The sequence below is a fragment of the Streptosporangium nanhuense genome (assembly GCF_059358815.1).
Window position 1 is genome coordinate 92,808 of record NZ_JCADBG010000029.1, and the last position, 22,537, is coordinate 115,344.

Consider the following 22,537-nt stretch of genomic DNA (forward strand, 5'->3'; position numbering starts at 1 on the left):
CCCCGGCCGTGACCTCGCGGGTCAGGCCGGATCACCCGGAACCAGCGGGGATCAGCGGGGATCGAGGGGATCAGCCGGGGCCCGTGCCGTACAGCGTGGCGAGCTCGGCGACGGTGGCGGTCATCAGCTCGCGCAGCTCGGGCGGCTCCAGCACCTCGATGTCGGCGCCCAGGCGCAGCAGCTGCCAGCAGGCGTGCCTGGTGGACTCGGTCGGCAGGCGCAGCACGACCCAGCCGTGCTCGTCTGGCGGTCCCGCCCCGGCGAGCGCGGCCTCGGCGACCTCGGCACCCACCGTGTAGCTCAGCATCCCCTCGGTGCCGGGCGCCATCCGCACCACGGCCTCGCCGGTGTACATCCGCTCGCGGAAGTCGGCGGTGTGCTCACGCCAGAAGGCGGGCAGGTCGAAGTCGGCGGGGCGCTCGAAGTGCCCCGCCGCGAGCTCGGCGCTCACGATCCGCGACACCCGGTAGGTGCGCGGCCCTCCCTCACCGGCGACCGCCACCATGTACCACGCCCCGCCCTTGAGGACCAGCCCGTACGGGTGGGCCAGCCGGTCGACGTCGCGGGGCCCCCAGCGCCGGTAGGTCATGCGCAGCGGCCGCTGCTCCCACACCGCCTCGGAGACCTCGCCGAGGAAGGGGGCCGGGTCGGCGTCGCGGTACCAGCCCGGGACGTCGAGGTGGAAGCGCTCGCGCATCCGGGAGGCGTGGAAGCGCGGCTCCGGAGGGAGCGCGGCGAGCATCTTCAGCTCGGCGTTGGCCGCGACCTCGGCCAGCCCCAGGTCGGCGGCGGGACCGGGCAGCCCGGCCAGGAACAGCGAGGACGCCTCCTCGGCGGTCAGGCCGTTGAGCCGGGTGCGGTAGCCGTCGAGCAGGCGGTATCCGCCGGCGGGGCCGCGGTCGGCGTAGACCGGCACCCCGGCCGACGACAGCGCCTCCACGTCGCGGTAGACCGTGCGGATGGAGACCTCCAGCTCCCCTGCCAGCTCGGTGGCCGTCATCCGCCCCCGGGTCTGCAGGAGCAGCAGGAGTGAGAGCAGCCGGCTCGCGCGCATGCCGGTCATTGTCCCGCACGTTTGCCAACCTCACATAGTCCGTGTTCAAATGAACACGTGGAAAGCAACAATCGCATCCGCGCGATCATGTCGGCGCTGCGCGGCAGCGACGTCGTCTCCGTCGCGGAGCTGGCGGTCGAGCACGCGGTGTCGGAGATGACCATCCGCCGCGACCTCGACGAGCTCGCCCAGCAGGGCGTGGTCAGGCGGGTCAGGGGTGGCGCGGTGAGCCTGCTGCTGCGCGGGGAGGAGCCGCCCTTCGGGGTGCGCGAGCGCGAGGCGGTGGAGGCCAAGCGGCGGATCGCCGCCGAGGTCTCGGCCCTGCTCGCCGACGGAGAGGCCGTGCTGCTCGACAGCGGCACCACCTCCCTGGAGATCGCGCGCGTGATCCGCGACCGCCGCCTGACGGTCCTGCCGCTCTGCCTGCAGTCGGCCACCGAGCTCAGCGCGGCCCCCCGGATCCGCCTGGTGCTCCCCGGGGGCGAGGTCCGCCCCGGCGAGCTGAGCTTCACCGGCCCGCTGACCGAGAGCGCCATCCGGGCCCTGCGCTTCGACACCGCGGTCATCGGCTGCTGCGGCCTGTCCGCCGAGCACGGCCTCACCGCCCACGACCTGTCCGACGTCGCCGTCAAACAGGCGGCGATCGCCTCCGCCCGGCGCGTGATCGTGGCCACCGACTCCGGCAAGTTCACCCGCACCGCCTTCGGCGCGGTCTGCCCGCTGGAGCGCCTCGACATGGTCGTCACCGACACCGCACTGCCCCCCGCCGAGCACGACGCCATGATCGCGGCAGGCGTCACCGTCCGCACCGTCTGACTGGAGCCCCTCCCCATGCACGTCACCACCCTCGACCGGGCCGTGCTGCTACGCGGCCGGGTGGCGGTCTACCTGCTCTTCCTGCTCGCGGGCATGGCCGTCGGCACCTGGACCGCGCGCATCCCGTCGATCAAACAGGGGCTGGGGCTGAGCGAGGGCGAGCTCAGCATCGGGCTGCTCGGCATCGCCGCCGGGGCGATCGCCGGCATGCAGGTGGTCGGCCGCCTGGTCGACCGATACGGCAGCGTCAAGGTGATGCTGCCGATGGCCTTCGCGCAGGGCGTCGTGCTGATCCTGCCCGCCTTCGCACCCAACCTGGTCGGCCTGGCCCTCGCGCTGTTCGCCTTCGGGGCGGTGCACGGCACGCTGGACGTGGCGATGAACGCCAACGCCGTCGAGATCGAGCAGGCCACCGGTCGTCCGATCATGTCGTCCTTCCACGCCGTGTTCAGCATCGGCGGCTTCCTCGGCGCCACCACGGGCGGGCTGCTCGCCCAGGTCGCCCTCAGCCCGGAGGTGACGTTCATCGCGGTCGCCACCGTGATCGTCGCCCTCGCGCTCTGGGCCGCCCGCTGGGCGCTGCCCCTGACCGCGTCCGCCACCCCCAGCGGCACGGGAGCGGCGAACGGCGGGGGTGGCGGGGTGCTGCTGCTGGGCGTCCTGGCCTTCTGCTGCATGATCGGCGAGGGGGCCGCGGCCGACTGGAGCTCGGTCTACCTGAGCGAGAGCCTCAACAGCTCCGACGGGTTCGCCGCCGCCGCCTACGCCGCCTTCTCGATCATGATGACCGCGGGCCGCCTCGCGGGCGACAAGCTGGCCACCCTGCTGGGGCCGGTCAGACTGGTGCGCGCGTGCGGGGCGCTGGCCGCCGCAGGGCTCGGCCTGGGCCTGCTCGCCGACCACCAGATCGCCGCGGTGATCGGCTTCGGCTGCTTCGGGGCCGGCCTGTCCTGCATCGTCCCGCAGGTCTTCTCCGCGGCCGGCAGGCGCGACCCGGCCAGGGCCGGGAAGGCGCTGGCCCGGGTGGCGAGCCTGGGCTACGTGGGCTTCCTCAGCGGGCCCGTGCTGATCGGCGGCGCCGCCGAGCTGATCGGCCTGCCCCGCGCGCTGGCGATCCCCGCCCTGCTGGCCCTTTTCGTCGCGCTGGCCGCGCGGGCGCTCCGGCCCCCGCCCTTTACAAAGTAGATCAGGTACGGATCGCCATCGGGCTCTCGCGGGTCCACGGGTTCACGGGTCCACGGGTCCACGGGTCCACGGGTCCACGGGTCCACGGGTCCACGGGTCGGAGCCTGGAACAGATCGCCCCGGCCCGCGCGGCCGGGGCGGGAGCGTGGATCACACCGGGTCAGCGCGGGTCCGCGCGGGTCAGGACGTGGATCACAGCAGAGCCAGCGCCTGGGCGGCGACCCCGGCCATGCCCAGACGCTCGGTCAGGCGCAGCGCGCGGCGGAGCAGGTGGGCGGCCTCCCCCGAAGCGCGCGCGCCGTCCCTCAGACGCAACGCCCTGGCACGGTCGAGGTGGAGGTGCGCGATCAGCGGTGAGGCGGCGCCGGCGAGCGGGAGCGCCTCGTCGAAGCACCTCAGCGCCTCCTCGGCGTCCCCCTCGGCCAGGGCGAGCAACCCGAGATAGCGGTCCGTCGGCCCCAGCAGGACGGTGGGCCACCCGGCGAGCGCGATCTGCCCCCGGTGGGCCGACAACCGCTCCCGAACGAGGGCGGCGCACCGCGACAGCTCGGGATCGCCGTGGCCCGCCTCCATGAGCAGCGCGCACGACTCGGCCAGCAGGGCCAGCGTCGGCACCGACCACCCGTCGGGCGGCAGCGCGCCGAGATCGGAGGTCTCGCGGAAGAACGCCCTCAGCCGGTCCCTCGCGTCCTCGTGCCCGCCGATCTCGCAGAGCGCCAGGACGAGCGCCGCGCGCCAGATCGGGAAGTACTCGTACTCGACCACCTGCCTGGCCAGCCCGGAGCCGAAGAGCTCCCCCAGTCTCCCCTGCTCGCGCAGCAGCCAGTAGTGCTGCCCGATCAGGGTCTGCCGCAGGGTGTCGGCGGACATCACCTCGCCCTCCCCCTCCCTGTCGAGCCGCTTCCACTCGGCCAGGACGCGCTCCTCGGCGCGGGCGAACTCCCCGTTCCACACGTCCATCAGCGTGTCGAGGGTGGTCTGCAACCAGGGGCCGAAGACGCGGTGGTTGCGCGCGACGTGCCTGCGGTGACCGGCCACGGTGGCGGCGGCCTCCCTCAGGCGGCCCAGCCTGAGCTGGTCGATCGTGAGGGCGACCATGGCCTCGCTGCGAAAGTGCGCGGACGCCGCCTGGATGCTCGCCTCCTGGAGCCGCTCGGCGATGTCCAGCAGTTCCTTCGGGGAGGCGAAGTCGTACAGGCCCCACCTGCACTCGTTCAGCACCTCGCAGCGGATGAGCGGCCCGGCCCCGGACTCCTCCAGCTCGCGCAGCGTCGCGCGGGCCATCTCCACCCCGGGCCGCAGGCCGGCGTACGTGGGGTCGAGGCTGTCGCTGACCGCCATCGTCTGCTTGTGGGCGAGATGCGCCTGCAGCTGCAGCCGCAGCGGGACCGCCTCGTCGCCGGTGTCGTCGCGCAGCGCCCCCAGGCCGCCGCCCAGCACGTGCAGCAGCTGCCGGTCGGCCTGCCCGGGGTCCGACCAGCGGCGCGCCAGCCTGATCGCCGCCACCGCGGCGAGCCTCGGCAGTTTCTCGCCCTCGCCGCAGGCCCGCAGGTACAGGCGCTCGGCCTCCTCCAGGTCACCGGCGTCGTTGCGCGCGTCGCCCAGCGTGATCAGCAGGCTCAGCCGGGTCTCGGCGTCGCACCGCAGCCCCAGCCCGGCCAGCGCCCACGTGATCGCCGCCTCGGTGGCGAAGCCGCGCTGCTGGGCCCGCGCGGCGCCCAGGCAGGCCGCGGCGACCCGCTCCTCGGGCAGCCCGCCGCCCGAGGAGCGGGCGTGCTCGGCGACGCGCACCGGCAGCGCCGGGTCGATCCAGCCGTCCCCGGTCGTCCGCGCCAGGCGCTCGTCCAGGATCTCGAACGCCCGGCGGTGCAGCTCCATGGCCAGGGCCGGATGGCGCTTCAGCTCCTGGAGCAGGCTCTCCCTGGCCGTGTCGTGACCGAAGCGCAGCCCCTGGTGGTCGAGGACCGTCCCGGCCGTCACGGCCACCGCGCGCCTGCGGTTGGCCTCCCGCCCGTCGAGCTCCAGCATGCCGGCGACGAGGCCGGGGTCGATCTCCCGGCCCAGGGCGGTGACGGCCGCCGCGGCGAGCCAGCGGAACATCGGGCTGGAGGCGGTGTCGTGCCGGGGGAGGTCACGGGGAAGCTCGCCGGCCTCGGTGATCCGGCACAGGTCCAGCGGCAGTCCCCCGGTCTCCCGCACGGCCCTGCCGGTCTCCGCGCGCGTCGGTTCGCGGCCCCATGTCGCGCCCAGCCACTCCGCCACCTCCTCGGCCCCCAGCCGCGACAAGGCCAGCACGTCCATCCGCCCCCGCCAGCGCGACGGCTCGGAGCGGTCGGTGAGCACGAAGCCGACGGGAGCCTCCCCCAGGGCCTCCCGTACGTTGTGCAGCAGTTCCTCGGCGTCGGCGCGGAGCAGGTGGGCGTCGTCGAAGGCGACCAGGAGACCGGCACCGGCGGTCAGGCGCAGCAGGGACACCAGGAGGGCGACCAGGCGTCGCGGGTCGCGTTCGTGACCGGGCCCGCCGAGCGAGACGAACAGGCCCGCCGACATCAGCCCCTCCAGCGTCTCGCGCTCCTCGGCGCCGATCGGGACGGACGGGCCTGCCAGGTCGCGCCGCAGGTCCTCCCAGAGGGTCCCGACCAGCACCCGCCACGGCTGCAGGTCGCCGAGTTCCTGGCACGGGACGGTCACCATGCGCACCCTCGACGGCAGGAGCACGGCCAGCTCCTCCACCAGCCTGGTCTTGCCGACGCCGGGGACGCCGCAGACGGCCAGGGCCACCGGCTCCCCGCGCTCGAGCCGCCCGGCCAGCGCGGAGAGCAGCAGGATCTCGTCCCTGCGGCCGATCAGGGAGCGCGGGCCACCGTGACCGTAGACGTGACCGTGCCCGGGGGCGCGGGCGGCGGGCGGCGACGGCGGGCGGCCGAGGCCGTGCCCGCGCAGGGCCAGCAGGTCCTGTGCCCGGCTCACCGCGTCGTCCCCCGGGGAGACGGCGCGGCGCCGCTCGATCAGCTCCCTCGCGGTGACCGCCCCCTCGTCGCGCAGGGTGATGAGGAAGCGCAGCAGCCACAGCGGGCCGCTGTCCTCCTGGCCCTCGGCGGCAAACTCGGCGGCGACCTCGCCGGTGAGGAATCCCGCGTCGCCCAGGAGGTCGAGCCGGATGGCGACGCGGGCGATGAGCCGGGTCAGCTCCCGGCGCTGCTCCCGCAGCCTGGCGTGGTAGTTCTCGCAGACCCTGGGCGGGATCCAGCCGCCCGCCAGCGACGCGAACGGGTCGCCCGACCACTCCCCGAGGGCCTCCCGCAGCGTCCGCAGGGAGGCGGCGAGCTCGCCTTGCTCCAGCAGTGTCCGCCCGTCGCGCAGGTACGCCTCGAAGCGCCGCGTGTCGACGGTGGCGGCGAGGCGGCCCGGCGCGTCCTCGACCAGCTCGTAGACGTGCGAGCGCCTGGCCCGCGGGATGTCCAGCCCGCTGCCGCGCAGCAGCGAGCGCAGCCGCGAGACGGGCGGCGCCACCTCCACGTGCCTGCCGGAGGAGGGTTCGGACAGTCCGGCGGCCAGGGCGGCCGGGGAGATGGGGCCGCGGGCGGAGACCAGCATGGCCAGCGTCTTGGCCAGCTGGGGGTTGATCTCCCTGGGCACCCCGTCGACCACGATGTCCACGGCACCGAACAGCTTGATCTCGAAGCTCGCCACGTCCACCGCCCGGGGGGATCGAATCGTGTCTTTCCGGCGACGGCTCCGGCTGCAAGGTCATCGCAAGGTTGTCCGCCCCATTGTGGAGACGAGCGTGGAAAGCAGCTCGAAGCGCTCGATAACGATGTCACAGGAGACGACCGCATGGCCAAGATCGAGGATTTTTCCGTGGGCCCGACGGGCGACGGCCCGCGGAAAAAGGCCAGGGAGAATGTTCGACGTGAAAGGAGTGCTGAATCAGATAAACCACTAAGCGTGGCAATAATGGGACAAACGGGTGTAGGGAAGACGTCGCTTCTGAACTGCCTGTTCGGCACCGATCTCGCCGTCGGCCACGTCCGGCCGGTCACCCGGAGGCCGGAGCCGGTCTCGGTACCCGGCACCTCCGGTCACATGCTGACCTTCTGGGACATGCCGGGGATCGGGGAGTCGGGCGCCGCCGACGAGACCTACCTGGCCATGTACCTGGAGAGGCTGATCCAGTGCGACGTCGTCATCTGGGCCTTCCACGCCGACAGCCGCTCCACCGCCTATGACGAGCGGTGCCTGAACGGGCTGCTCGACAGCGTCGCGGTCGAGACGCGGCGGCTCATCATGAGCAAGCTGACCTTCGTCCTCACCAAGGCGGACGCCCTGACCCCGCCCCCGTGGATCTTCGACATGCGCGGGAAACAGGGCACCTTCGGGCCCGGGGGGGCGCTCCTGCGCCGCCTGGAGGAAAAGGCCGCCTACTACGAGAGCGTCTTCCTCGGACCGCGCGCGGACCTCCTCCGCACGAGCACCTACGGCACCGGGGAGTTCACCGTCTCCGACGAAAGGCTCGGTTTCGACCGTCGCGGCGTCCACTATCGCGGCCATTTCTCGCAAGCGGTGTGCGACGCGTACTCGGAGCGCTATCCGGCGCACCGGGAGGTCTTCTCCCGTTTACGCGACAATCACCGCGTGCTGCCCTGCTCGGCGCTGTTCAGGTTCAATCTCACGCGGCTGATGACCGGCGTCGTGAACAGGCTCGGCCCCGCGGCCGTCTTCCACTTCCGGCGCCTTCTCCAGGAGGTGGACGAGCTCACCGACGTGCCGGTGGACACGGCGCGCACGTACGGCAACATGATCATCTGGGACGGCGAGCGCGGCACCAAGGCCTTCGACCTCACCGAGCTCCCCCTCTGAGAGGGAGCCCGGCCGAAAAACCAGGGGACCAGGGGACGGCCGCGCCGCGACGGCGTCCCGCCGGAAGGGGAGACCCGGCGGGACGCCGTCGCGGGTGGCCGGCGCCACCTGACCGGCCGGACGGGGTCCGGCCGGTCAGGGGCGCCCGGGGCCGCCGGAACGCCGGCGGCCCCGAGTCGGGGATTCTCCAGGAGGGTCAGGCCGTACGGAGCCAGGCGGCGGTGTCGGAGGGGAGCAGGTTCCCCTCCAGCGGGCCGCTGGTCAGCAGGACCGACTCGTGCTCGGGCAGGGAGACCGGCTCCTGGCCGAGGTTGACCACGCAGACCAGTCCCGACTCCCGGCGGAAGGCCAGCACCCCCTCCTGGGCGTCCAGCCAGGTCAGCGTGCCGTCGCCGAGCAGCTCGCGGCGCAGGTGCAGCCCGGTGCGGTAGAGGGTGAACATGGAGGTGGGGTTGGCGGCCTGCGCCTCGGCCGTCAGCGCCTTCCACTCCAGCGGCTGCGGCAGCCACGTCGGCCCGGCGCCGAACCCGAACGGCGGCTCGTCGCCCGACCAGGGCAGCGGCACCCGGCAGCCGTCGCGGCCGTGGTCGGTGCGGCCCGAGCGGATCCAGATCGGGTCCTGGCGCAGCTCGTCGGCGATGTCCTCGACCTCCGGCAGCCCCAGCTCCTCGCCCTGGTAGACGTACAGGCCGCCGGGCAGCGCCATCGCCAGCAGCGCGGCCGCGCGGGCCCTGCGCTCGCCCAGCACCGGGTCGGAGGGCATGCCGTGCTTGCGGTCGGCGTGGCTGAAGGAGGTGTCGGCCCTGCCGTACTTGGTGACCGGGCGGGTCACGTCGTGGTTGGACAGCACCCAGGTGGGCGGCGCGCCCAGCGGGATGTGCGTGGCCAGGGTCAGGTCGATCGAGCCGCGCAGCGCCGCCGCGTCCCAGCTGCACGCCAGGAAGTCGAAGTTGAACGCGGTGTGCATCTCGTCGGGGCGCAGGTACTGGGCGAACCGCTCCTGGTCGGGCAGCCACACCTCGCCGATCAGGATGCGGTCGTCGTACTCCTCGGCCACCCGGCGCCAGCCCCGGTAGATCTCGTGGACGCCGTCGAGGTCGGTGTAGGCCTCCTCGCCTCCCAGGCTGTCCATGTCCTTGACCAGCAGGGCCGCCGAGTCGATCCGGATGCCGTCCACGCCCCGGTCGAACCAGAAGCGCAGCACGTCGTGGAACTCCTGGACGACCTCCGGGTTGTCCCAGTTGAAGTCGGGCTGCTCGGGGGCGAACAGGTGCAGGTACCACTCGCCGTCGGCGATACGGGTCCACGCGGGGCCACCGAAGATCGACTTCCAGTCGTTAGGCGGCAGCTCGCCGCCCTCCCCCCGGCCCTCGCGGAAGTGGAAGCGCTCCCGCTCGGCGGAGCCCGGTCCGGCCTCCAGCGCCTGCAGGAACCACTTCTGCTGGTCGGAACCGTGATTGGGGACGATGTCGGTGATCGTCTTGATCCCCAGGGCGTGCGCCTCGGCGATGAACTCCTCCGCCTCGGCGAGCGTGCCGAACGATGGCTCGATGTCACGGTAATCGGCCACGTCGTACCCACCGTCGGCCATCGGCGACGGGTACCAGGGGTTGAGCCAGATCGCGCCGACGCCCAGGTCGGAGAGGTACGGCAGGCGCGCGCGGAGTCCCGCGAGGTCGCCGATGCCGTCGCCGTTGCCGTCGGCGAAACTCCGGAGATAGACCTGGTAGATCGCGGCTCCCCGCCACCACGTTTCGGACATGCTGGAACAACTCCTTAGTAGTTGTCAGTGGGTGACGAGGTCAGCCCTTGAGGCTGCCGGCGGTGAGGCCGGCCATGATGCTGCGCTGGAAGATGAAGAAAACGATCATCGTCGGGATGCTCGCGATCACCAGCGCGGCGATCAGCACGTTCTGCGGCATCTGCGCCGAGAGCGAGGCGATGCCCACGCTGATCGTCATCTTGTCCCCGTCCGGCAGCACCAGCAGCGGCCAGACGAAATCCTTCCAGACGTTCACGACGGAGAGGATGGACACCACCCCGAGGATCGGCCGGGAGACGGGCAGCACGATCGACCAGAGGATACGCGCAGGTGAGGCGCCGTCGATCTGGGCGGCCTCCAGCAGTTCCTTGGGGATCGAGTCGAAGAAACGCTTGAGCAGGAAGATGAAGAACCCGTTGGCCGCGGCGGGAAGCCAGATCACCCAGGGGGTGTTCAGCAGGTCCCAGCCGAAGATCGGCATGTCCTTGACCGTCAGGTAGGCCGGCAGCAGGATCACCATCGGCGGGATCATGAGCGTGGCCAGCATCAGGCCCAGGACCAGGTTGCCCAGCACCGGCCGCAGCTTCGACAGCGCGTAGGCGGCCGAGACGTCGATGGCGAGCGTGAACAGCAGGGCGCCGCCGGCGTAGATGACGGTGTTGGTGAGGAAGGTCCCCAGCTCCAGCTGGTCCCACGCCTCGGCGTACACCCCGAAGTCGAACGACGACGGGAAGAAGCTCGGCGGGATCTGGGCGAGTTCCTCGGGCGACTTGAGCGCGCCGGTGACCATCCAGTACAGCGGGAACACGAACACGGCGGTGAACAGGAGCACCACCGCGGTCAGCACGATGCGGTAGATCCACCGCCCGTGCGGGGTGGTGAGGGTGTGCGGGGAGACCAGGCTCCGGAACTCCCTGGCCGGCTCCTTGGACCTGCGCGGCCGCTTCGGCCTCTTCGCGGAGCTCCGCTCCGGCGGCCGGGCGGGAGCCGGGCGACTGGGTTGAACGGTGAGGTTCGACATCGGCTCAGCTACCTCCTTAGCTCTGGTTGTCCCGCGACAGGCGCAGGTAGAAGGCGGAGAACACCATCAGCACGACCATGAGCATCAGCCCGAGCGCGCCTCCGGCGCCGAAGTCGCCGAAGTTGAAGGCGTACTGGTACATGAGGTAGGCGACGGTGAGCGTCGCGTTCTCCGGGCCGCCGCCGGTGAGCAGGTACGGCTCGATGAAGACCTGCATGGTCGCCACGATCTGCAGCAGCAGCATCACCAGCAGGATGAGCCTGGTCTGCGGGATCGTCACGTGCCAGACCCGCTTGAAGAGCCCGGCGCCGTCCAGCTCCGCGGCCTCGTACAGCTCGCCGGGGATGCTCTGCAGCGCGGCGAGGTAGATCAGCGTGCCGGTTCCCAGGTTCATCCAGGTGGAGACGATGACGAGGGAGATCAGCGCGGTGTCGGTGGAGTCGAGCCAGCTCAGGGCCGGCAGGTGCGCCAGGTCCAGGATCTGGTTGAACAGGCCGGCGCCCGGGTCGTAGAACCACTTGAACAGCAGCACCCCGACGGCGGGCGGCAGCATCACCGGGAGGTAGACGATGAACCTCAGGTAGGCCCGCGCGTGCCGCAGCTCGTTCAGCACGATCGCCGCCACGAACGGGACGACATAGCCGAACACGAGCGCCAGGCCGGTGAAGGCGAGGGTGTTGATCCACGCCTGGGCGAACGCCGAGTCCTCCGTCACGGTACGGAAGTTGTCCAGGCCGACCCAGGTGGGGTCGTCGACGAAGTTCGTCTGCTGGAAGCTGAGCAGGACCTCCCTCACCATGGGGTACCAGGAGAAGAAGGCGAAACAGATCAGCGCCGCGCACAGGAACCCGTAGGCGGTCAGGTTGCGTCGCAGCCCTCGCCGGAACGCTCCCGGCTTCCGCCGCCGTGGACCTTTCACGGTCATAGTGGTCATCGGTTGACTCCCGATATCGACATGAGTTTCGGGGTGCCGGCCGACGGGCCGGCACCCCGGGTGTCAGAAGGTCAGCTCGACTTCGCCAGCACCTTGTTGGCCTTGGCCTCGGCGTCGGCGAGAAGCTTGTCGATGTCGGCGTCCTGCCTGGTCAGCACCGCGGACATGGCCACGTCGAGGATCGCGTAGAGCTCCTGCGACTTCGGCGGCTCAAGCTTGTTCTGGATGGCCGCGGAACCCTCCACGAAGGGGGTGAAGTTCTCCACGGGAACGGTGGCGTTCGCCTTGCGCAGCTCGACGATCTCCTTGCCCGGCGCGGTGTCGCCGTACAGGTCGGGGATCGGCAGGCCGACGGGGCGGCCCTGCTGCTTGCTGCGGGCGTAGTTGAACTGGCCCTGGCCGGGGGTCAGCTCGTGGAAGTCCAGCCACAGCATGGCGGCCTTGATCTTCTCGGGCGTGGCCTTGGGGTTGATCATGTAGCCGTCGCCGCCGCTGAGCGAGGCCTTGGCCTCGGGCAGGGCGGTGACGCCGTAGTCCTCGAACTTGCCCTTGAAGTCGTTGTTGACGGCCTGGACGACGTCGGGGGCGCCGATCATCATGCCGAGCTTGCCGCCGCCCATCATGCGCATCAGGTCCTCCCACTGGAGGAGCTGCTTGGCGCCCATGCTGTTGTTGGTCCAGCGCATGGTCTTGAGGTTCTCCAGGACGGCCTTGCCCTCGGGGCTGTTGAAGGCCGCGGCCTTGCCGTCGGGGGTGACCATCTCGCCGCCGCGCCCGTAGAGGGAGGCGGCGAAGTGCCAGCCGCCGGTGTTGCCGGCGCTGTACTCGCCGAAACCGACGTGCCCGGGACCGAGCGCGGTGATCTTCTTGGCGGCCTCCTGCACCTCGGCCCAGGTCTTGGGCGGTGCGGCGGGGTCGAGGCCGGCCTGGGTGAAGAGCTTGCGGTTGTAGACCAGGCCCATGGAGTAGTTGTTCCTGGGCAGGCCGTAGAGCTTCTCGCCCTCCTTGAAGGTGGCGAGCACGTCGGGCCGGATGTCGTTCAGCAGCTTGATGTCACCGACGTACGGGGTGATGTCGGCGGCCTGACCGGCGGCGATGATCTTCTTGATGTCGGTGAAGTAAACGTAGAAGACGTCCTCCATCGAGCCACCGGCCAGCTTCGCCTGGAAGGTGTCCGGGTTGATGCAGGGGAAGGCGTCCTTGCTGTCGATCGTGATGTGCGGGTGCAGCTTCTTGAACGCTGCCACGTCCTCGTCCCAGGCGGTCCGCTCCAGCGGGTTGCTCTTCGGCGGCTGGCAGCCCACGGAGATCGTGACCGGGGCCTCGGCACCGGCGGCACTCGGCTTGGTTTCCGCGGCCTGTGATCCGCTGTCGTCGTTGCCGCACCCGGCGGCGGTGAGCGCGATGGCTGCGGCGAGCAGCATCGAGAGCTTGGGGGATTTCATCCGAGGCACTCCTTGGCGGGTCGGTTGCGAGAAACATATAGAGGCGTGCAGGAAGTAGCAAGAGCCCGTCAATTCAGATGCAAAAAAGTGACAGTGATCGATCCGCCATCTCCCGGTAACACGCTCGCCGCGAGCGGAACCCCCTTCCCACCTGGGGCTACACACGGATGACACGGAGTGGAGTCATCCACTTGCGGGAAGATGCATGATGACGTCATCTTCCTGTCGAAATTTTTAGAGGCGATCGCCGAGGAGACCGGAAATAGGGGCGCGGGAGGGCCGGGGCCGAGGATGGGCACGACGCGGCCGCCGGGCCGGTGGGAGCCCTGGCCAGGCGGTGGAGGAAAGGGCCCTGCCGAGGGGCCGGACCTGGGAGGACGGCGGGACGCCCGGCACCCGGGAAACGCCGGTCACGGCGGCCGGGCCGGCACCGGGGCGACGACCCGGCCGTCCCGGACCTGCCGCGGACCTGCCTCGGGCCGGCCCTGAAACGGTCAGGCCGATATCGCCCCGGGCGCCGCCGGGGCGGTGGAGGCGCGGACCACGAGTTCGGGGTCGAACAGCAACTCGCCCCCCGGCAGGGCGGCGGCGTCGATCTGGCCGACCAGCAGGTCCACGGCCGCGCGGCCCATCGCCTCGATCGGCTGGCGCACCGTGGTCAGCGGCGGGTCGGTCCGGTTCATCATGGCCGAGTCGTCGTACCCGATCACCGAGACGTCGCGCGGCACCGCCAGCCCCTCGCGCCGGGCGGCGCGCACCGCGCCGAGCGCGAGCAGGTCGCTGCCGCAGATCAGGCCGGTGACGCCGCGTCGCACCAGCCGGGTGGCGGCGGCCTGGCCGCCCTCCATCGAGAACATGGCGTGCTCGACGAAGCGGTCGCCGAACTCCATGCCGTGCGCCCGCGCGTAGGCGGCGAAGGTCTCCAGCTTGCGGCGCGACGGCATGTGGTCGGCGGGCCCGAGGAGCATCCCGACGCGCTCGTGACCGAGGGCGCGCAGATGGCCGGCCGCCATCTCGGCCGCGGTGACGTCGTCGCAGGAGACCTGGGAGAAACCGAGGTGACCGGCCGAGGCGTTCACCAGGACGGCGGGCAGGCGCCGCTCCAGGATGCGCGCGTAGTGCTCGTGGGAGGCGTCCCCGTCGGCGTACGCCCCCCCGGCGAAGACCACGCCCGAGACGTGCTGCGCCAGCATCAGGTCGACGTAGTCGGCCTCCTGCAGCCCGCCCGCGGTGCGCGTGCACAGCACGGAGGTGAACCCCTGCTGGGCGAGGGCCCCGCCGACGACCTCGGCGAACGCGGGGAAGATCGGGTTGTGCAGGTCGGGGAAGACCAGGCCGATCAGGCGGGCACGGTCTCGGTGCAGCCGGGTCGGGCGCTCGTAGCCGAGGGCGTCGAGCGCCGTCAGCACCGCGTCCCTGGTCGACTCGGAGACGCCGCGCCTGCCGTTGAGCACGCGGCTGACCGTCGCCTCGCTCATCCCGACCCTCTTGGCCACCTCAGCAAGCCTCCGCGTCATACCCGCAAGCATACGGCGGCTTTCGCAAGTGTTTACATCCATTTTGCGGATCGATGTCATACCAGATCGTGATCATGACGCGTTATGTCGGCCTGAGATGCGGGCTTCATGCCCCGATGGAGGCGATTGCCGGACCTCACCTCGACGGCCGCAACGCTCTTACCGCGCAGCTCCGCCCGCTTGCGGGCCTGGAGAGACCTGCCCGGCGTCGCAGCCATGACAACGGAGTACTCCGCCTGATCGATTCTTTGCGACACACGGATAAAATATTGCGGCTATCTGTTCGTCATCCTATGAATTTTGTATCACCCGATACCGCTCTTTTGTCAAGACGGCAGCACCTCAGAGCCGTCCGGCGCCCCGGAGGGGTCGTCGGTCACACCCCGGCGGTGTCCAGGGACCCGCGCCCGGCACCTCCTACTACTCCCCCGGTCGTAGGCCCTCGCCCGCCCGGCCCCTCGTACCCCCGGAGAAGTACGGCCGAGCGCTTCGCAGGGGTGACGACGCCCGCGCCCCGGACCGGGAGCCTGGGCAGCGAAATCCCACGGAGGTGTCCATGAGTTCCCCACCCGCTCCGACCGGCCGGGCCCGCGTACCGGCCCCGGCGGATCCGGCCCGCGTGCCCGCCCGGACCGATCCGGCCCGCGTGCCCGCCTGGATCGTCTGGTCCCTGCGGGTCACCGCCACCCTGCACCTGGTGACCGTGCTCGGCCAGGCGGTCATCGCCGGCATGTTCGTCACCGGCGAGGTGGACATGCTGGCCCACCACAACCTCGGCGCCGTCATCACCACCGTGCTGGTGGGCCTGCAGCTCGTCGCCGCGATCACGCTGTGGCGGCCGGGACGCGGCCCGCTGTGGCCGCTCGGGGTGAGCCTCGTGCAGGCGACGCTGGTGAACGTCCAGTTCGTGCTCGGCCAGGAGCGCCAGATCGCGATGCACATCCCGCTGGCGATGGTCGTCTTCGGCATGGCCGTGTCGATGACCGCCTGGACGTGGCGGGGACAGCTGATGTGGCGGGGACAGCGAAGGACGGCGGCGTGATCTCCAGAAGGCGTCTCCTGGGCGGCGCGCTCGGCGTGACGGGCCTGGCCGCGGCCGGATGCGGCGCGGTGTCGGCCGAGACCGCGGGCCAGGCCCTGTCCAGCGCGCTGCCGCTGCCCCGGCCGTTCACCGTCCCGCTGCCGGTCCCCGCCGTGGCGCGCCCCGCGCGGCCCGGTCACTACGAGGTGGTCCAGCGCGCCGCGAAGGTGGAGATCGTCCCGGGGACGACGACCGAGGTGTGGGGGTTCGACGGCACCTTCCCCGGGCCGACCTTCCAGGTGCGGCGCGGCGGCCCCGTCACGGTCCGGGTCCGCAACGAGCTGCCCGTGCCGACCTCCACGCACCTGCACGGCGGGGTGACCCCGGCCGGCTCCGACGGCTACCCCACCGACCTGGTGGTGGCCGAGGGCCGCGGCTTCCGGCCCCCGCCCGGCGGCCACTCCCACCACGGCATGCGCGTTGACCCTTCACAGTGGACGCTGCACGCGGGGGCCAGGGACTACGCGTACCCGCTGGACCAGCGGGCCGCCACGCTCTGGTACCACGACCACCGGATGGACTTCACCGCCCCGCAGGTCTGGCGAGGGCTGGCCGGGTTCATGATCGTCGGGGACGACGAGGACGACGCGCTGCCGCTGCCCAGGGGCGAGCGGGACGTCCCGCTGATGATCTGCGACCGCGCGTTCGAGGAGGACGGCTCGTTCCGCTACCCGGCGGTCGATCCCAGCCTGCTGGTGAGCGCCGGGGTCGAGGCCGCCTACATGGAGGGGGTCGAGGGCGACGTGATCCTGGTCAACGGCGCCCCCTGGCCGGTGCTCGAGGTTTCGGCCACCCGATACCGGCTGCGGCTGCTCAACGCCTCCAACGCCCGCCGCTACCGGCTGGAGCTGGCCCCCGGCGGCGCGTTCGTCCAGGTCGGCAGCGACGCCGGGCTGCTCGCCGCCCCCGTCGCGCACCGGGCGATCACGATGGCCCCCGCCGAGCGGTTCGACGTGGTCGTCGACTTCTCCGCCTACCCGGTCGGCGGCGAGGTGACGATGGTCAACACCCTCGGCACCGGCCCGGCGCGTGACGTGATGCGCTTTCGCGTCGTACGCCGGGCCCGGGAGGACAGCGCGGTGCCGGGGCGCCTGGCGGCGGTCGAACCGGCCGTCAGGTCGTCGGCCGCCGCCTCGCGGCTCTTCGACTTCCGCAGGACCGGGCAGGGGCCCGAGGCCTCCTGGACGATCAACGGCCTGCCGTTCCGGCCCGGCAGCCCGCTGGCCCGCCCCCGGCTCGGCACCACCGAGATTTGGCGTCTCACCAGCGACTTCCACCATCCCGTGCACGTGCACATGGCCCACTTCCAGGTATTGTCGCGCAACGGCCGGGCCCCGGCGGCGACGGACGGCGGATGGAAGGACACCGTCGACGTCCGCCCGTACGAGGTGGTCGAGGTCCTGGTGCGCTTCGAGGGCTTCCGGGGGCGCTACATGATGCACTGCCACAACCTCGAACACGAGGACATGGCGATGATGGCCGACTTCGAGGTGGTGTAGGGGCGCCCCCGGCCGTACGAGAGCCTCGTGGCGCCGGGGCGCCGACGAGTTCCCCGGACGCGCACGGCGTCGCGCGGTGATCGTTTGACCGGTCCCCCGGACCCGCACGGCGTGGCGCGGTGGCCGTTTGGGCGGGGCCCGTGGAGGAAGCCGTACCATCGGCGGTCCACAGGGGGGATGGGAACCATGGCTGAACGACTGGTGGTGATCGGCGGCGACGCCGCGGGGATGAGCGCGGCCTCCCAGGCCAGGCGCAGGCGCGGGCCCGAGGACCTGCGCATCGTCGCCTTCGAGAAGGGCGCGCACGCCTCCTACTCGGCCTGCGGGATCCCCTATCTCGTGGGCGGGGAGGTCACCGGCGTGGACTCCCTGATCAGCCGGCGCCCGGAGGTGTTCCGCGACGAGCTGGACATCGACCTGCGGCTGCACAGCGAGGTCGTCGAGATCGACCTGGACCGGCGCGCGGTGGCCGTGCGCGGCGAGCGGGGCGACGACCCGAGCTGGGAGCCGTTCGACCAGCTCGTGGTCGCCACCGGCGCCGTTCCCGGCCGCCCCGACCTGCCCGGCGCCGACGCCGAGGGGGTGTACGGGGTGCAGACCCTGGACGACGGCATCGCGCTGCTGCGGGCCCTGGAGGACAAGCCGCGCAGGGCCGTGGTGGTCGGCGGCGGCTACATCGGCCTGGAGATGGCCGAGGCGATGGTACGGCGCGGGCTGGAGGTCGCGCTCGTCGACGCCGCCGAGCAGCCGATGAGCACGCTGGACCCCGACATGGGCGCCCTCATCGCCGACGCCCTGCGCGACCTGGGCGTGGAGGTGCACCTCGGCGAGTCCATCGAGGGCTTCGAGGAGTCCGGCGGGCGGGTCACCGCGGCCCGCACCGAGAACCGGACCCTCCCCGCCGACCTGGTCGTCCTCGGGCTCGGCACCCGGCCGAACAGCGCGCTGGCCAAGGCCGCGGGCATCCCGGTCGGCGAGACCTCGGGGATCGTGACCGACCGGCGGATGCGGACCCCGGTGGAGGGCGTCTGGGCCGCCGGTGACTGCGTCGAGACCTTCCACCTGGTCTCCCGGCGGCCGGTCGCGATCGCGCTCGGCACCCACGCCAACAAGCAGGGGCGTGTCGCGGGCATCAACATCGGCGGCGGGCACGCCGCCTTCCCCGGCGTCGTGGGCACCGCGGTGTCCAAGATCTGCGAGTACGAGGTGGCGCGCACCGGCCTGTCGACCGCGGAGGCGGCCAGGTCCGGGTTCGAGCCGGTCGGCGGGATCGTGGAGTCCACCACGCGCGCCGGATACTACCCCGGCGCCCGCGAGATGAAGATCAAGACGATCGCCGACCGGGGGACGGGCCGCCTGCTGGGCGCCCAGATCGTCGGCCAGGAGGGCGCCGCCAAACGGATCGACGCCCTGGCCGTCGCCATCTGGAACGAGATGACGGTGGAGCAGATCTCGGGGCTCGACCTGTCGTACGCTCCCCCGTTCGCCCCCGTGTGGGATCCGGTCCTGATCGCCGCGCGCAAGGCGGCCGAGCACATCGACCGCCTGGACGGGAAGGCCTGAGCCTCCGTTCACGAGAAGGGCTGAGCGGCCGGTTCACGGGAGGGGCCGGTTCACGGGAGGGGCCGGGCTCCCGGTTCACCGTCCTGGCGCCCGCCGGCGGAGCCGCGCCGCCGCGCGCCCGCATGATCGATCGGGCGCGGGAAAATCCGCGGGAATGGTTGGGCCGGATGAGAGCGGGCAAGGGCGAAGAATCCAAGTCCCGATCCCGACAAGGAGTAGCAATGCTCACATTGACGGACACGGCAGCCCAGGTAATCCGGGATCTCAGCTCGCAGGTGACAGACTCTCCGGACACCGGGGTTCGCATTTCATCCCAGAGCGACGGAACCGGATCGCTCGTGCTCTCGATCGCGGAACACCCCGAATCCGCCGACAGGGTGGTGGAGTCGGAAGGGGCACGAATCTTCCTCGACCCGCAGGTCGTGGACATGCTCGACGACAAGTCGCTGGACGCGGACGTCGACGAGGGGGGCGGCGTCGCGTTCCTCGTCACCGAACAGCTTCACTGACCACCCGGGCCGGACCCGGCGGCGGGCCCCGGTCCCCTCTCCAGGGGACCGGGGCCCGCGTGTTCTCGTAGGCGACCGGCGGGGCACGCCCCTCAAGATCCGCACAGATGTGCGAGAGGGCGTGTCCATCTCTCCCGGGCCCGTGCGGCACGTGGCCGGGAGGCAGGCGCCTGCGGGCGGTGGCCGGGGGTCAGGCGCGGGCGCTGCTCAGGGCGAGCGGGTCCTTCGGCGCACCGGCCTTGGCCTTCTCCATCTCCTCGCCGAGCTCCTGGAGCCTCTTGCGTCCCATCGCCTCCCGCACCTGCGGGAACCACTCCTGCTCCTCCTCCTCGACGTGATGGCGCACGTTCTCGATCAGCACCGTGACCTTGGCGTCGAACCGCTCGTCCTGGGGGTCGAGCTTGGTCAGCTCGGAGAGCATCCAGACCACCACGTGGTGCTCCTCGACGCTCTCCAGGACGTGGTCGGAGGTCTCGGGAACGCTCTCGCGGGCGGCCGGGTAGAAGATCTGCTCCTCGATGTGGGCGTGGGCGGTGAGCTCCTCGATGATCTGGTCGACGAGGTCCCGCTTCTTCTTGTACGCCCGCTCGCCCGCGTTCTCGAACTCCTTGAACAGCTTCTCGACGGTCTTGTGGTCGTCCTTGAGCAGAACGATCGCGTCCATATCTTCTCCTCCTACGACTTTTACGACATATCTGGTGTGTCAGGGATTGAGCAGGACCTTGATGGCCCCGTCCCGCTTCTTCTGGAAGATCTCGTAACCGTGCGGCGCCCGGTCGAGGGGGAGCCGGTGGGTGGCCAGGTCCATCACCCCGAGCGGGTCGGAGTCGTCGGTCACCAGCGGCATCAGGTCGTCGATCCAGCGCTTGACGTGGGCCTGGCCCATCCGCAGGGTGACGCCCCTGTCGAACATCCTCAGCATCGGCATCGGGTCGGCCATGCCGCCGTAGACGCCGACGACGGAGATCGTGCCGCCGCGCCGTACCGTGTCCACGGCCTGGGTGAGCGCGGCCAGCCGGTCGACGCCCGCGTTGGACATCAGCGGGGCGGCGATCGCGCCGGGCAGCAGGCCGGTCAGGGCGTGGGCGAACTTGGCGACCGGCGAGCCGTGCGCCTCCATGCCGACCGCGTCGATCACCGAGTCGGTGCCGCGCCCGCCGGTCAGCTCCCTGACCGCCCCGGGGATGTCCTCGGTCGCCGAGGCGTCGAGCACCTCGGCACCGTGCCTGCGCGCCATCGCGAGCCGCTCGGGCACCCCGTCGACGCCGATGACCCGGTAGCCGAGATGCCTGGCGATCCTGCAGGTCATCTGCCCGATCGGGCCGAGCCCGAAGACGGTGACGCTCCCGCCGTCGGGGATGTCGGCGTACGCCACCGCCTGCCAGGAGGTGGGCAGCACGTCGGACAGGTAGACGAACCGCTCGTCCGGCGGCCCCTCGGGGACCTTGATCGGGCCGAACTGCGCCTGCGGGACCCGCAGGTACTCGGCCTGCCCGCCGGGGACCTCGCCGTACAGCCTGGTGTAGCCGAACAGGGCCGCCCCCATGCCCTGGTCGCGGACCTGGGTGGTCTCGCACTGGGCGAAGAGGTTCAAGCCGCACATGTGGCAGTGGCCGCAGGAGATGTTGAAGGGGATGACCACCCGGTCACCCGGCTTGATGGCGGTGACCTCGGGGCCGACCTCCTCCACGACGCCCATCGGCTCGTGGCCAAGAATGTCGCCCTCGCCCATGAAAGGCCCCAGGACCTCGTACAGGTGCAGGTCCGAACCGCAGATCGCGGTGGTGGTGACCCTGATGATCGCGTCGTTCGGTTCCTTGAGCACCGGGTCGGGAACCTCCTCGACCCGTACGTCGCGTTTGCCGTGCCAGGTGAGAGCTTTCATGATCTTCTCCTCGGGGGGATGTCAGCGCAACCTCGGCAGGACCTCTTTGGCGTAGAAGTCGAAGAAGGCGTCCTGCTCCTGGCCGATCTGACTGATGTAGACCTCGTCGAAGCCCGCGTCGACGTACTCCTTGATCGCCTTGATGTGCACCTCGGGATCGGGGCCGCAGGGGGCGGTGATGTCGCCCTCGGTCACCATCTCGGCGAGCTCCTCGAAGTGGCGGGGCAGCGGCAGCAGCTGCATGGCCTCGCCCTGGATGCCCTCGGTCGGCCAGATCCGGTGCGCGGTCCTGCGGCCGGTGGCCTCGTCGGCGGCGTGGCAGACCTTCAGCCCGCCCTGGGTGGGCTTGCCCGCGCCACCCGCCTTGTGGAACTTCTCCACCAGCTCGGCGTTCGGGGCGGTGCAGATGTAGCCGTCGGCGATCTTCCCGGCCAGCTGCACGGCCTTGTCCCCGAAGGCGGACATGTAGACCGGCGGCGGCTCGTCGGGAAGGGTGTAGAGGCGGGCGGTGTCGACGCGGTAGTGCTCTCCCCGGTGGGTCACCAGCTTCCCGCTCCACAGCTTCCGCATGAGCTCGACCGCCTCCTCGAGCATCTCCAGCCGCTCGGAGGCCGGGGGCCAGCGCGAGTCGACGATGTGCTCGTTGAGCGCCTCGCCGGTGCCGACGCCGAGCCGGAACCGGCCGCCGGACAGCGCCGCGCTGGTGGCGGCGGCCTGCGCGATGATCGCCGGGTGGGTGCGGACCAGCGGGCAGGTCACGGCGGTGGTGATGGGCAGCGAGGTCGCCTCGGCCACCGCCCCGATCACCGACCAGACGAACGGGCTCTGGCCCTGCGCGTCCAGCCACGGATGGAAGTGGTCGGAGATCCACAGGCTCTCGAAGCCCGCCCGCTCGGCGAGCTTGGCCTGCCGTACGAGCTCCGCCGGCCCGTGTTCCTCGCTCGACAAGAAGTACCCGAACGTGGTCATTTTGCCTCCCCGATCGCCTGAGCTGCGGCGACGTCTCCCTTACCCCGTCCGCAAAGGTCAAACAGAGGGATGTGAGGGAAGCGGCGAGATCTCCTCCCCGACCTCCCCGGGGAGGCGGCATAACCCGATGGCGAGCCCGGCCTCGGGCTTGGCCAAGACCTCTGCCCCGCGATCGGGACAGGGGTCCAGGGGCAGGAGGCCGTAGATCGGAGACCGAAGATCGGAAAGGGCGCGGGGACCGCCGCCGGGCCGGGGCGGGTTCGGCCGCCCCGGCCGGGCCCGGTCGGCACGGCGGCCCGGTCAGTACGGCGGCCCGGTCGGCACGGCGGTCAGGTCAGTACGGCGGTCAGGTCAGTACGACCAGGTCCAGTCGCGGATCTCGGCCGGGTCCTCGCCGTGCTCGCGGGTGTGGGCGCGGGCCCGCAGCCGGGAGTCGA

General features: G+C 71.4%; 17 protein-coding genes. 7 read left to right on the plus strand and 10 right to left on the minus strand.

The window, feature by feature from the left end; all coding sequences use genetic code 11:
• Positions 1 to 70: 70 nt before the first annotated feature.
• On the minus strand, positions 71 to 1,054 hold the full coding sequence (locus AC5L38_RS38360) for a helix-turn-helix transcriptional regulator (RefSeq protein ID WP_495247721.1): 984 nt from the start codon (positions 1,052 to 1,054) through the stop codon (positions 71 to 73).
• A gap of 57 nt (positions 1,055 to 1,111) precedes the next feature.
• Between AC5L38_RS38360 and AC5L38_RS38365 the strand changes: the two genes are divergently transcribed.
• Complete coding sequence (locus AC5L38_RS38365; RefSeq protein WP_495247722.1) at positions 1,112 to 1,870, plus strand: DeoR/GlpR family DNA-binding transcription regulator; 759 nt, start codon at positions 1,112 to 1,114, stop codon at positions 1,868 to 1,870.
• Between the two features lie 15 nt (positions 1,871 to 1,885).
• Positions 1,886 to 3,055: an MFS transporter gene (locus tag AC5L38_RS38370; RefSeq protein ID WP_495247723.1), complete on the plus strand. Its 1,170-nt coding sequence runs from the start codon at positions 1,886 to 1,888 to the stop codon at positions 3,053 to 3,055.
• Between the two features lie 192 nt (positions 3,056 to 3,247).
• Here the strand turns inward: AC5L38_RS38370 and AC5L38_RS38375 are convergent, their stop codons facing one another.
• On the minus strand, positions 3,248 to 6,748 hold the full coding sequence (locus tag AC5L38_RS38375; RefSeq protein ID WP_495247724.1) for an AAA family ATPase: 3,501 nt from the start codon (positions 6,746 to 6,748) through the stop codon (positions 3,248 to 3,250).
• Positions 6,749 to 6,892: 144 nt separating this feature from the next.
• Here AC5L38_RS38375 and AC5L38_RS38380 point away from each other — a divergent pair, with 144 nt between their 5' ends.
• Positions 6,893 to 7,915, plus strand: a complete 1,023-nt coding sequence (locus tag AC5L38_RS38380) for a GTPase family protein (protein ID WP_495247725.1) — start codon at positions 6,893 to 6,895, stop codon at positions 7,913 to 7,915.
• Between the two features lie 196 nt (positions 7,916 to 8,111).
• Here the strand turns inward: AC5L38_RS38380 and AC5L38_RS38385 are convergent, their stop codons facing one another.
• The 5 genes from AC5L38_RS38385 to AC5L38_RS38405 form a co-directional block, all read right to left on the minus strand.
• Complete coding sequence (locus AC5L38_RS38385) at positions 8,112 to 9,677, minus strand: glycoside hydrolase family 13 protein (protein WP_495247726.1); 1,566 nt, start codon at positions 9,675 to 9,677, stop codon at positions 8,112 to 8,114.
• Between the two features lie 40 nt (positions 9,678 to 9,717).
• Positions 9,718 to 10,698, minus strand: coding sequence for a carbohydrate ABC transporter permease (locus AC5L38_RS38390; RefSeq protein WP_495247727.1), 981 nt, complete (start codon positions 10,696 to 10,698; stop codon positions 9,718 to 9,720).
• A gap of 16 nt (positions 10,699 to 10,714) precedes the next feature.
• Positions 10,715 to 11,632 (minus strand): carbohydrate ABC transporter permease, encoded by a 918-nt coding sequence (locus AC5L38_RS38395; RefSeq protein WP_495247728.1) that lies wholly within the window; start codon positions 11,630 to 11,632, stop codon positions 10,715 to 10,717.
• 71 nt (positions 11,633 to 11,703) lie between these two features.
• Entirely contained in the window at positions 11,704 to 13,077 is a 1,374-nt protein-coding gene (locus tag AC5L38_RS38400) for an ABC transporter substrate-binding protein (RefSeq protein ID WP_495247729.1), read from the minus strand.
• Positions 13,078 to 13,571: 494 nt separating this feature from the next.
• Positions 13,572 to 14,654 (minus strand): LacI family DNA-binding transcriptional regulator, encoded by a 1,083-nt coding sequence (locus AC5L38_RS38405; RefSeq protein ID WP_495247730.1) that lies wholly within the window; start codon positions 14,652 to 14,654, stop codon positions 13,572 to 13,574.
• A 496-nt stretch (positions 14,655 to 15,150) separates the two neighbouring features.
• Here AC5L38_RS38405 and AC5L38_RS38410 point away from each other — a divergent pair, with 496 nt between their 5' ends.
• The 4 genes from AC5L38_RS38410 (at position 15,151) to AC5L38_RS38425 (ending at position 19,246) form a co-directional block, all read left to right on the plus strand.
• Positions 15,151 to 15,636 (plus strand): hypothetical protein, encoded by a 486-nt coding sequence (locus AC5L38_RS38410; RefSeq protein WP_495247731.1) that lies wholly within the window; start codon positions 15,151 to 15,153, stop codon positions 15,634 to 15,636.
• Positions 15,633 to 17,174 carry a multicopper oxidase family protein gene (locus AC5L38_RS38415; RefSeq protein WP_495247732.1) on the plus strand — a complete coding sequence of 514 codons (1,542 nt, stop codon included), beginning with the start codon at positions 15,633 to 15,635 and terminating at the stop codon, positions 17,172 to 17,174. The genes AC5L38_RS38410 and AC5L38_RS38415 overlap by 4 nt, the downstream gene beginning before the upstream one ends.
• 186 nt (positions 17,175 to 17,360) lie before the next feature.
• Entirely contained in the window at positions 17,361 to 18,737 is a 1,377-nt protein-coding gene (locus AC5L38_RS38420) for an FAD-dependent oxidoreductase (protein WP_495247733.1), read from the plus strand.
• 221 nt (positions 18,738 to 18,958) lie between these two features.
• Complete coding sequence (locus tag AC5L38_RS38425) at positions 18,959 to 19,246, plus strand: Fe-S cluster assembly protein HesB (protein ID WP_350976162.1); 288 nt, start codon at positions 18,959 to 18,961, stop codon at positions 19,244 to 19,246.
• A 190-nt stretch (positions 19,247 to 19,436) separates the two neighbouring features.
• Here the strand turns inward: AC5L38_RS38425 and AC5L38_RS38430 are convergent, their stop codons facing one another.
• The 3 genes from AC5L38_RS38430 to AC5L38_RS38440 are packed head-to-tail and all read right to left on the minus strand — an operon-like array spanning position 19,437 to position 22,100.
• Entirely contained in the window at positions 19,437 to 19,910 is a 474-nt protein-coding gene (locus tag AC5L38_RS38430) for a hemerythrin domain-containing protein (RefSeq protein ID WP_495247734.1), read from the minus strand.
• A gap of 39 nt (positions 19,911 to 19,949) precedes the next feature.
• Positions 19,950 to 21,131, minus strand: coding sequence for a zinc-dependent alcohol dehydrogenase (locus AC5L38_RS38435; protein WP_495247735.1), 1,182 nt, complete (start codon positions 21,129 to 21,131; stop codon positions 19,950 to 19,952).
• Between the two features lie 21 nt (positions 21,132 to 21,152).
• Entirely contained in the window at positions 21,153 to 22,100 is a 948-nt protein-coding gene (locus tag AC5L38_RS38440; protein WP_495247736.1) for a TIGR03557 family F420-dependent LLM class oxidoreductase, read from the minus strand.
• Between the last annotated feature and the right edge of the window lie 437 nt (positions 22,101 to 22,537).

What these genes read in the sequence shown, in the direction of transcription:
- AC5L38_RS38440 (WP_495247736.1), bottom strand. Translation starts at nt 22,100, where the DNA reads ATGACCACGTTCGGGTACTTCTTGTCGAGCGAGGAACACGGGCCGGCG.
- AC5L38_RS38410 (WP_495247731.1), top strand. Translation starts at nt 15,151, where the DNA reads ATGAGTTCCCCACCCGCTCCGACCGGCCGGGCCCGCGTACCGGCCCCG.
- AC5L38_RS38395 (WP_495247728.1), bottom strand. Translation starts at nt 11,632, where the DNA reads ATGACCACTATGACCGTGAAAGGTCCACGGCGGCGGAAGCCGGGAGCG.
- AC5L38_RS38360 (WP_495247721.1), bottom strand. Translation starts at nt 1,054, where the DNA reads ATGCGCGCGAGCCGGCTGCTCTCACTCCTGCTGCTCCTGCAGACCCGG.
- AC5L38_RS38370 (WP_495247723.1), top strand. Translation starts at nt 1,886, where the DNA reads ATGCACGTCACCACCCTCGACCGGGCCGTGCTGCTACGCGGCCGGGTG.
- AC5L38_RS38385 (WP_495247726.1), bottom strand. Translation starts at nt 9,677, where the DNA reads ATGTCCGAAACGTGGTGGCGGGGAGCCGCGATCTACCAGGTCTATCTC.
- AC5L38_RS38380 (WP_495247725.1), top strand. Translation starts at nt 6,893, where the DNA reads ATGGCCAAGATCGAGGATTTTTCCGTGGGCCCGACGGGCGACGGCCCG.
- AC5L38_RS38420 (WP_495247733.1), top strand. Translation starts at nt 17,361, where the DNA reads ATGGCTGAACGACTGGTGGTGATCGGCGGCGACGCCGCGGGGATGAGC.
- AC5L38_RS38425 (WP_350976162.1), top strand. Translation starts at nt 18,959, where the DNA reads ATGCTCACATTGACGGACACGGCAGCCCAGGTAATCCGGGATCTCAGC.
- AC5L38_RS38435 (WP_495247735.1), bottom strand. Translation starts at nt 21,131, where the DNA reads ATGAAAGCTCTCACCTGGCACGGCAAACGCGACGTACGGGTCGAGGAG.
- AC5L38_RS38430 (WP_495247734.1), bottom strand. Translation starts at nt 19,910, where the DNA reads ATGGACGCGATCGTTCTGCTCAAGGACGACCACAAGACCGTCGAGAAG.
- AC5L38_RS38390 (WP_495247727.1), bottom strand. Translation starts at nt 10,698, where the DNA reads ATGTCGAACCTCACCGTTCAACCCAGTCGCCCGGCTCCCGCCCGGCCG.
- AC5L38_RS38405 (WP_495247730.1), bottom strand. Translation starts at nt 14,654, where the DNA reads ATGACATCGATCCGCAAAATGGATGTAAACACTTGCGAAAGCCGCCGT.
- AC5L38_RS38400 (WP_495247729.1), bottom strand. Translation starts at nt 13,077, where the DNA reads ATGAAATCCCCCAAGCTCTCGATGCTGCTCGCCGCAGCCATCGCGCTC.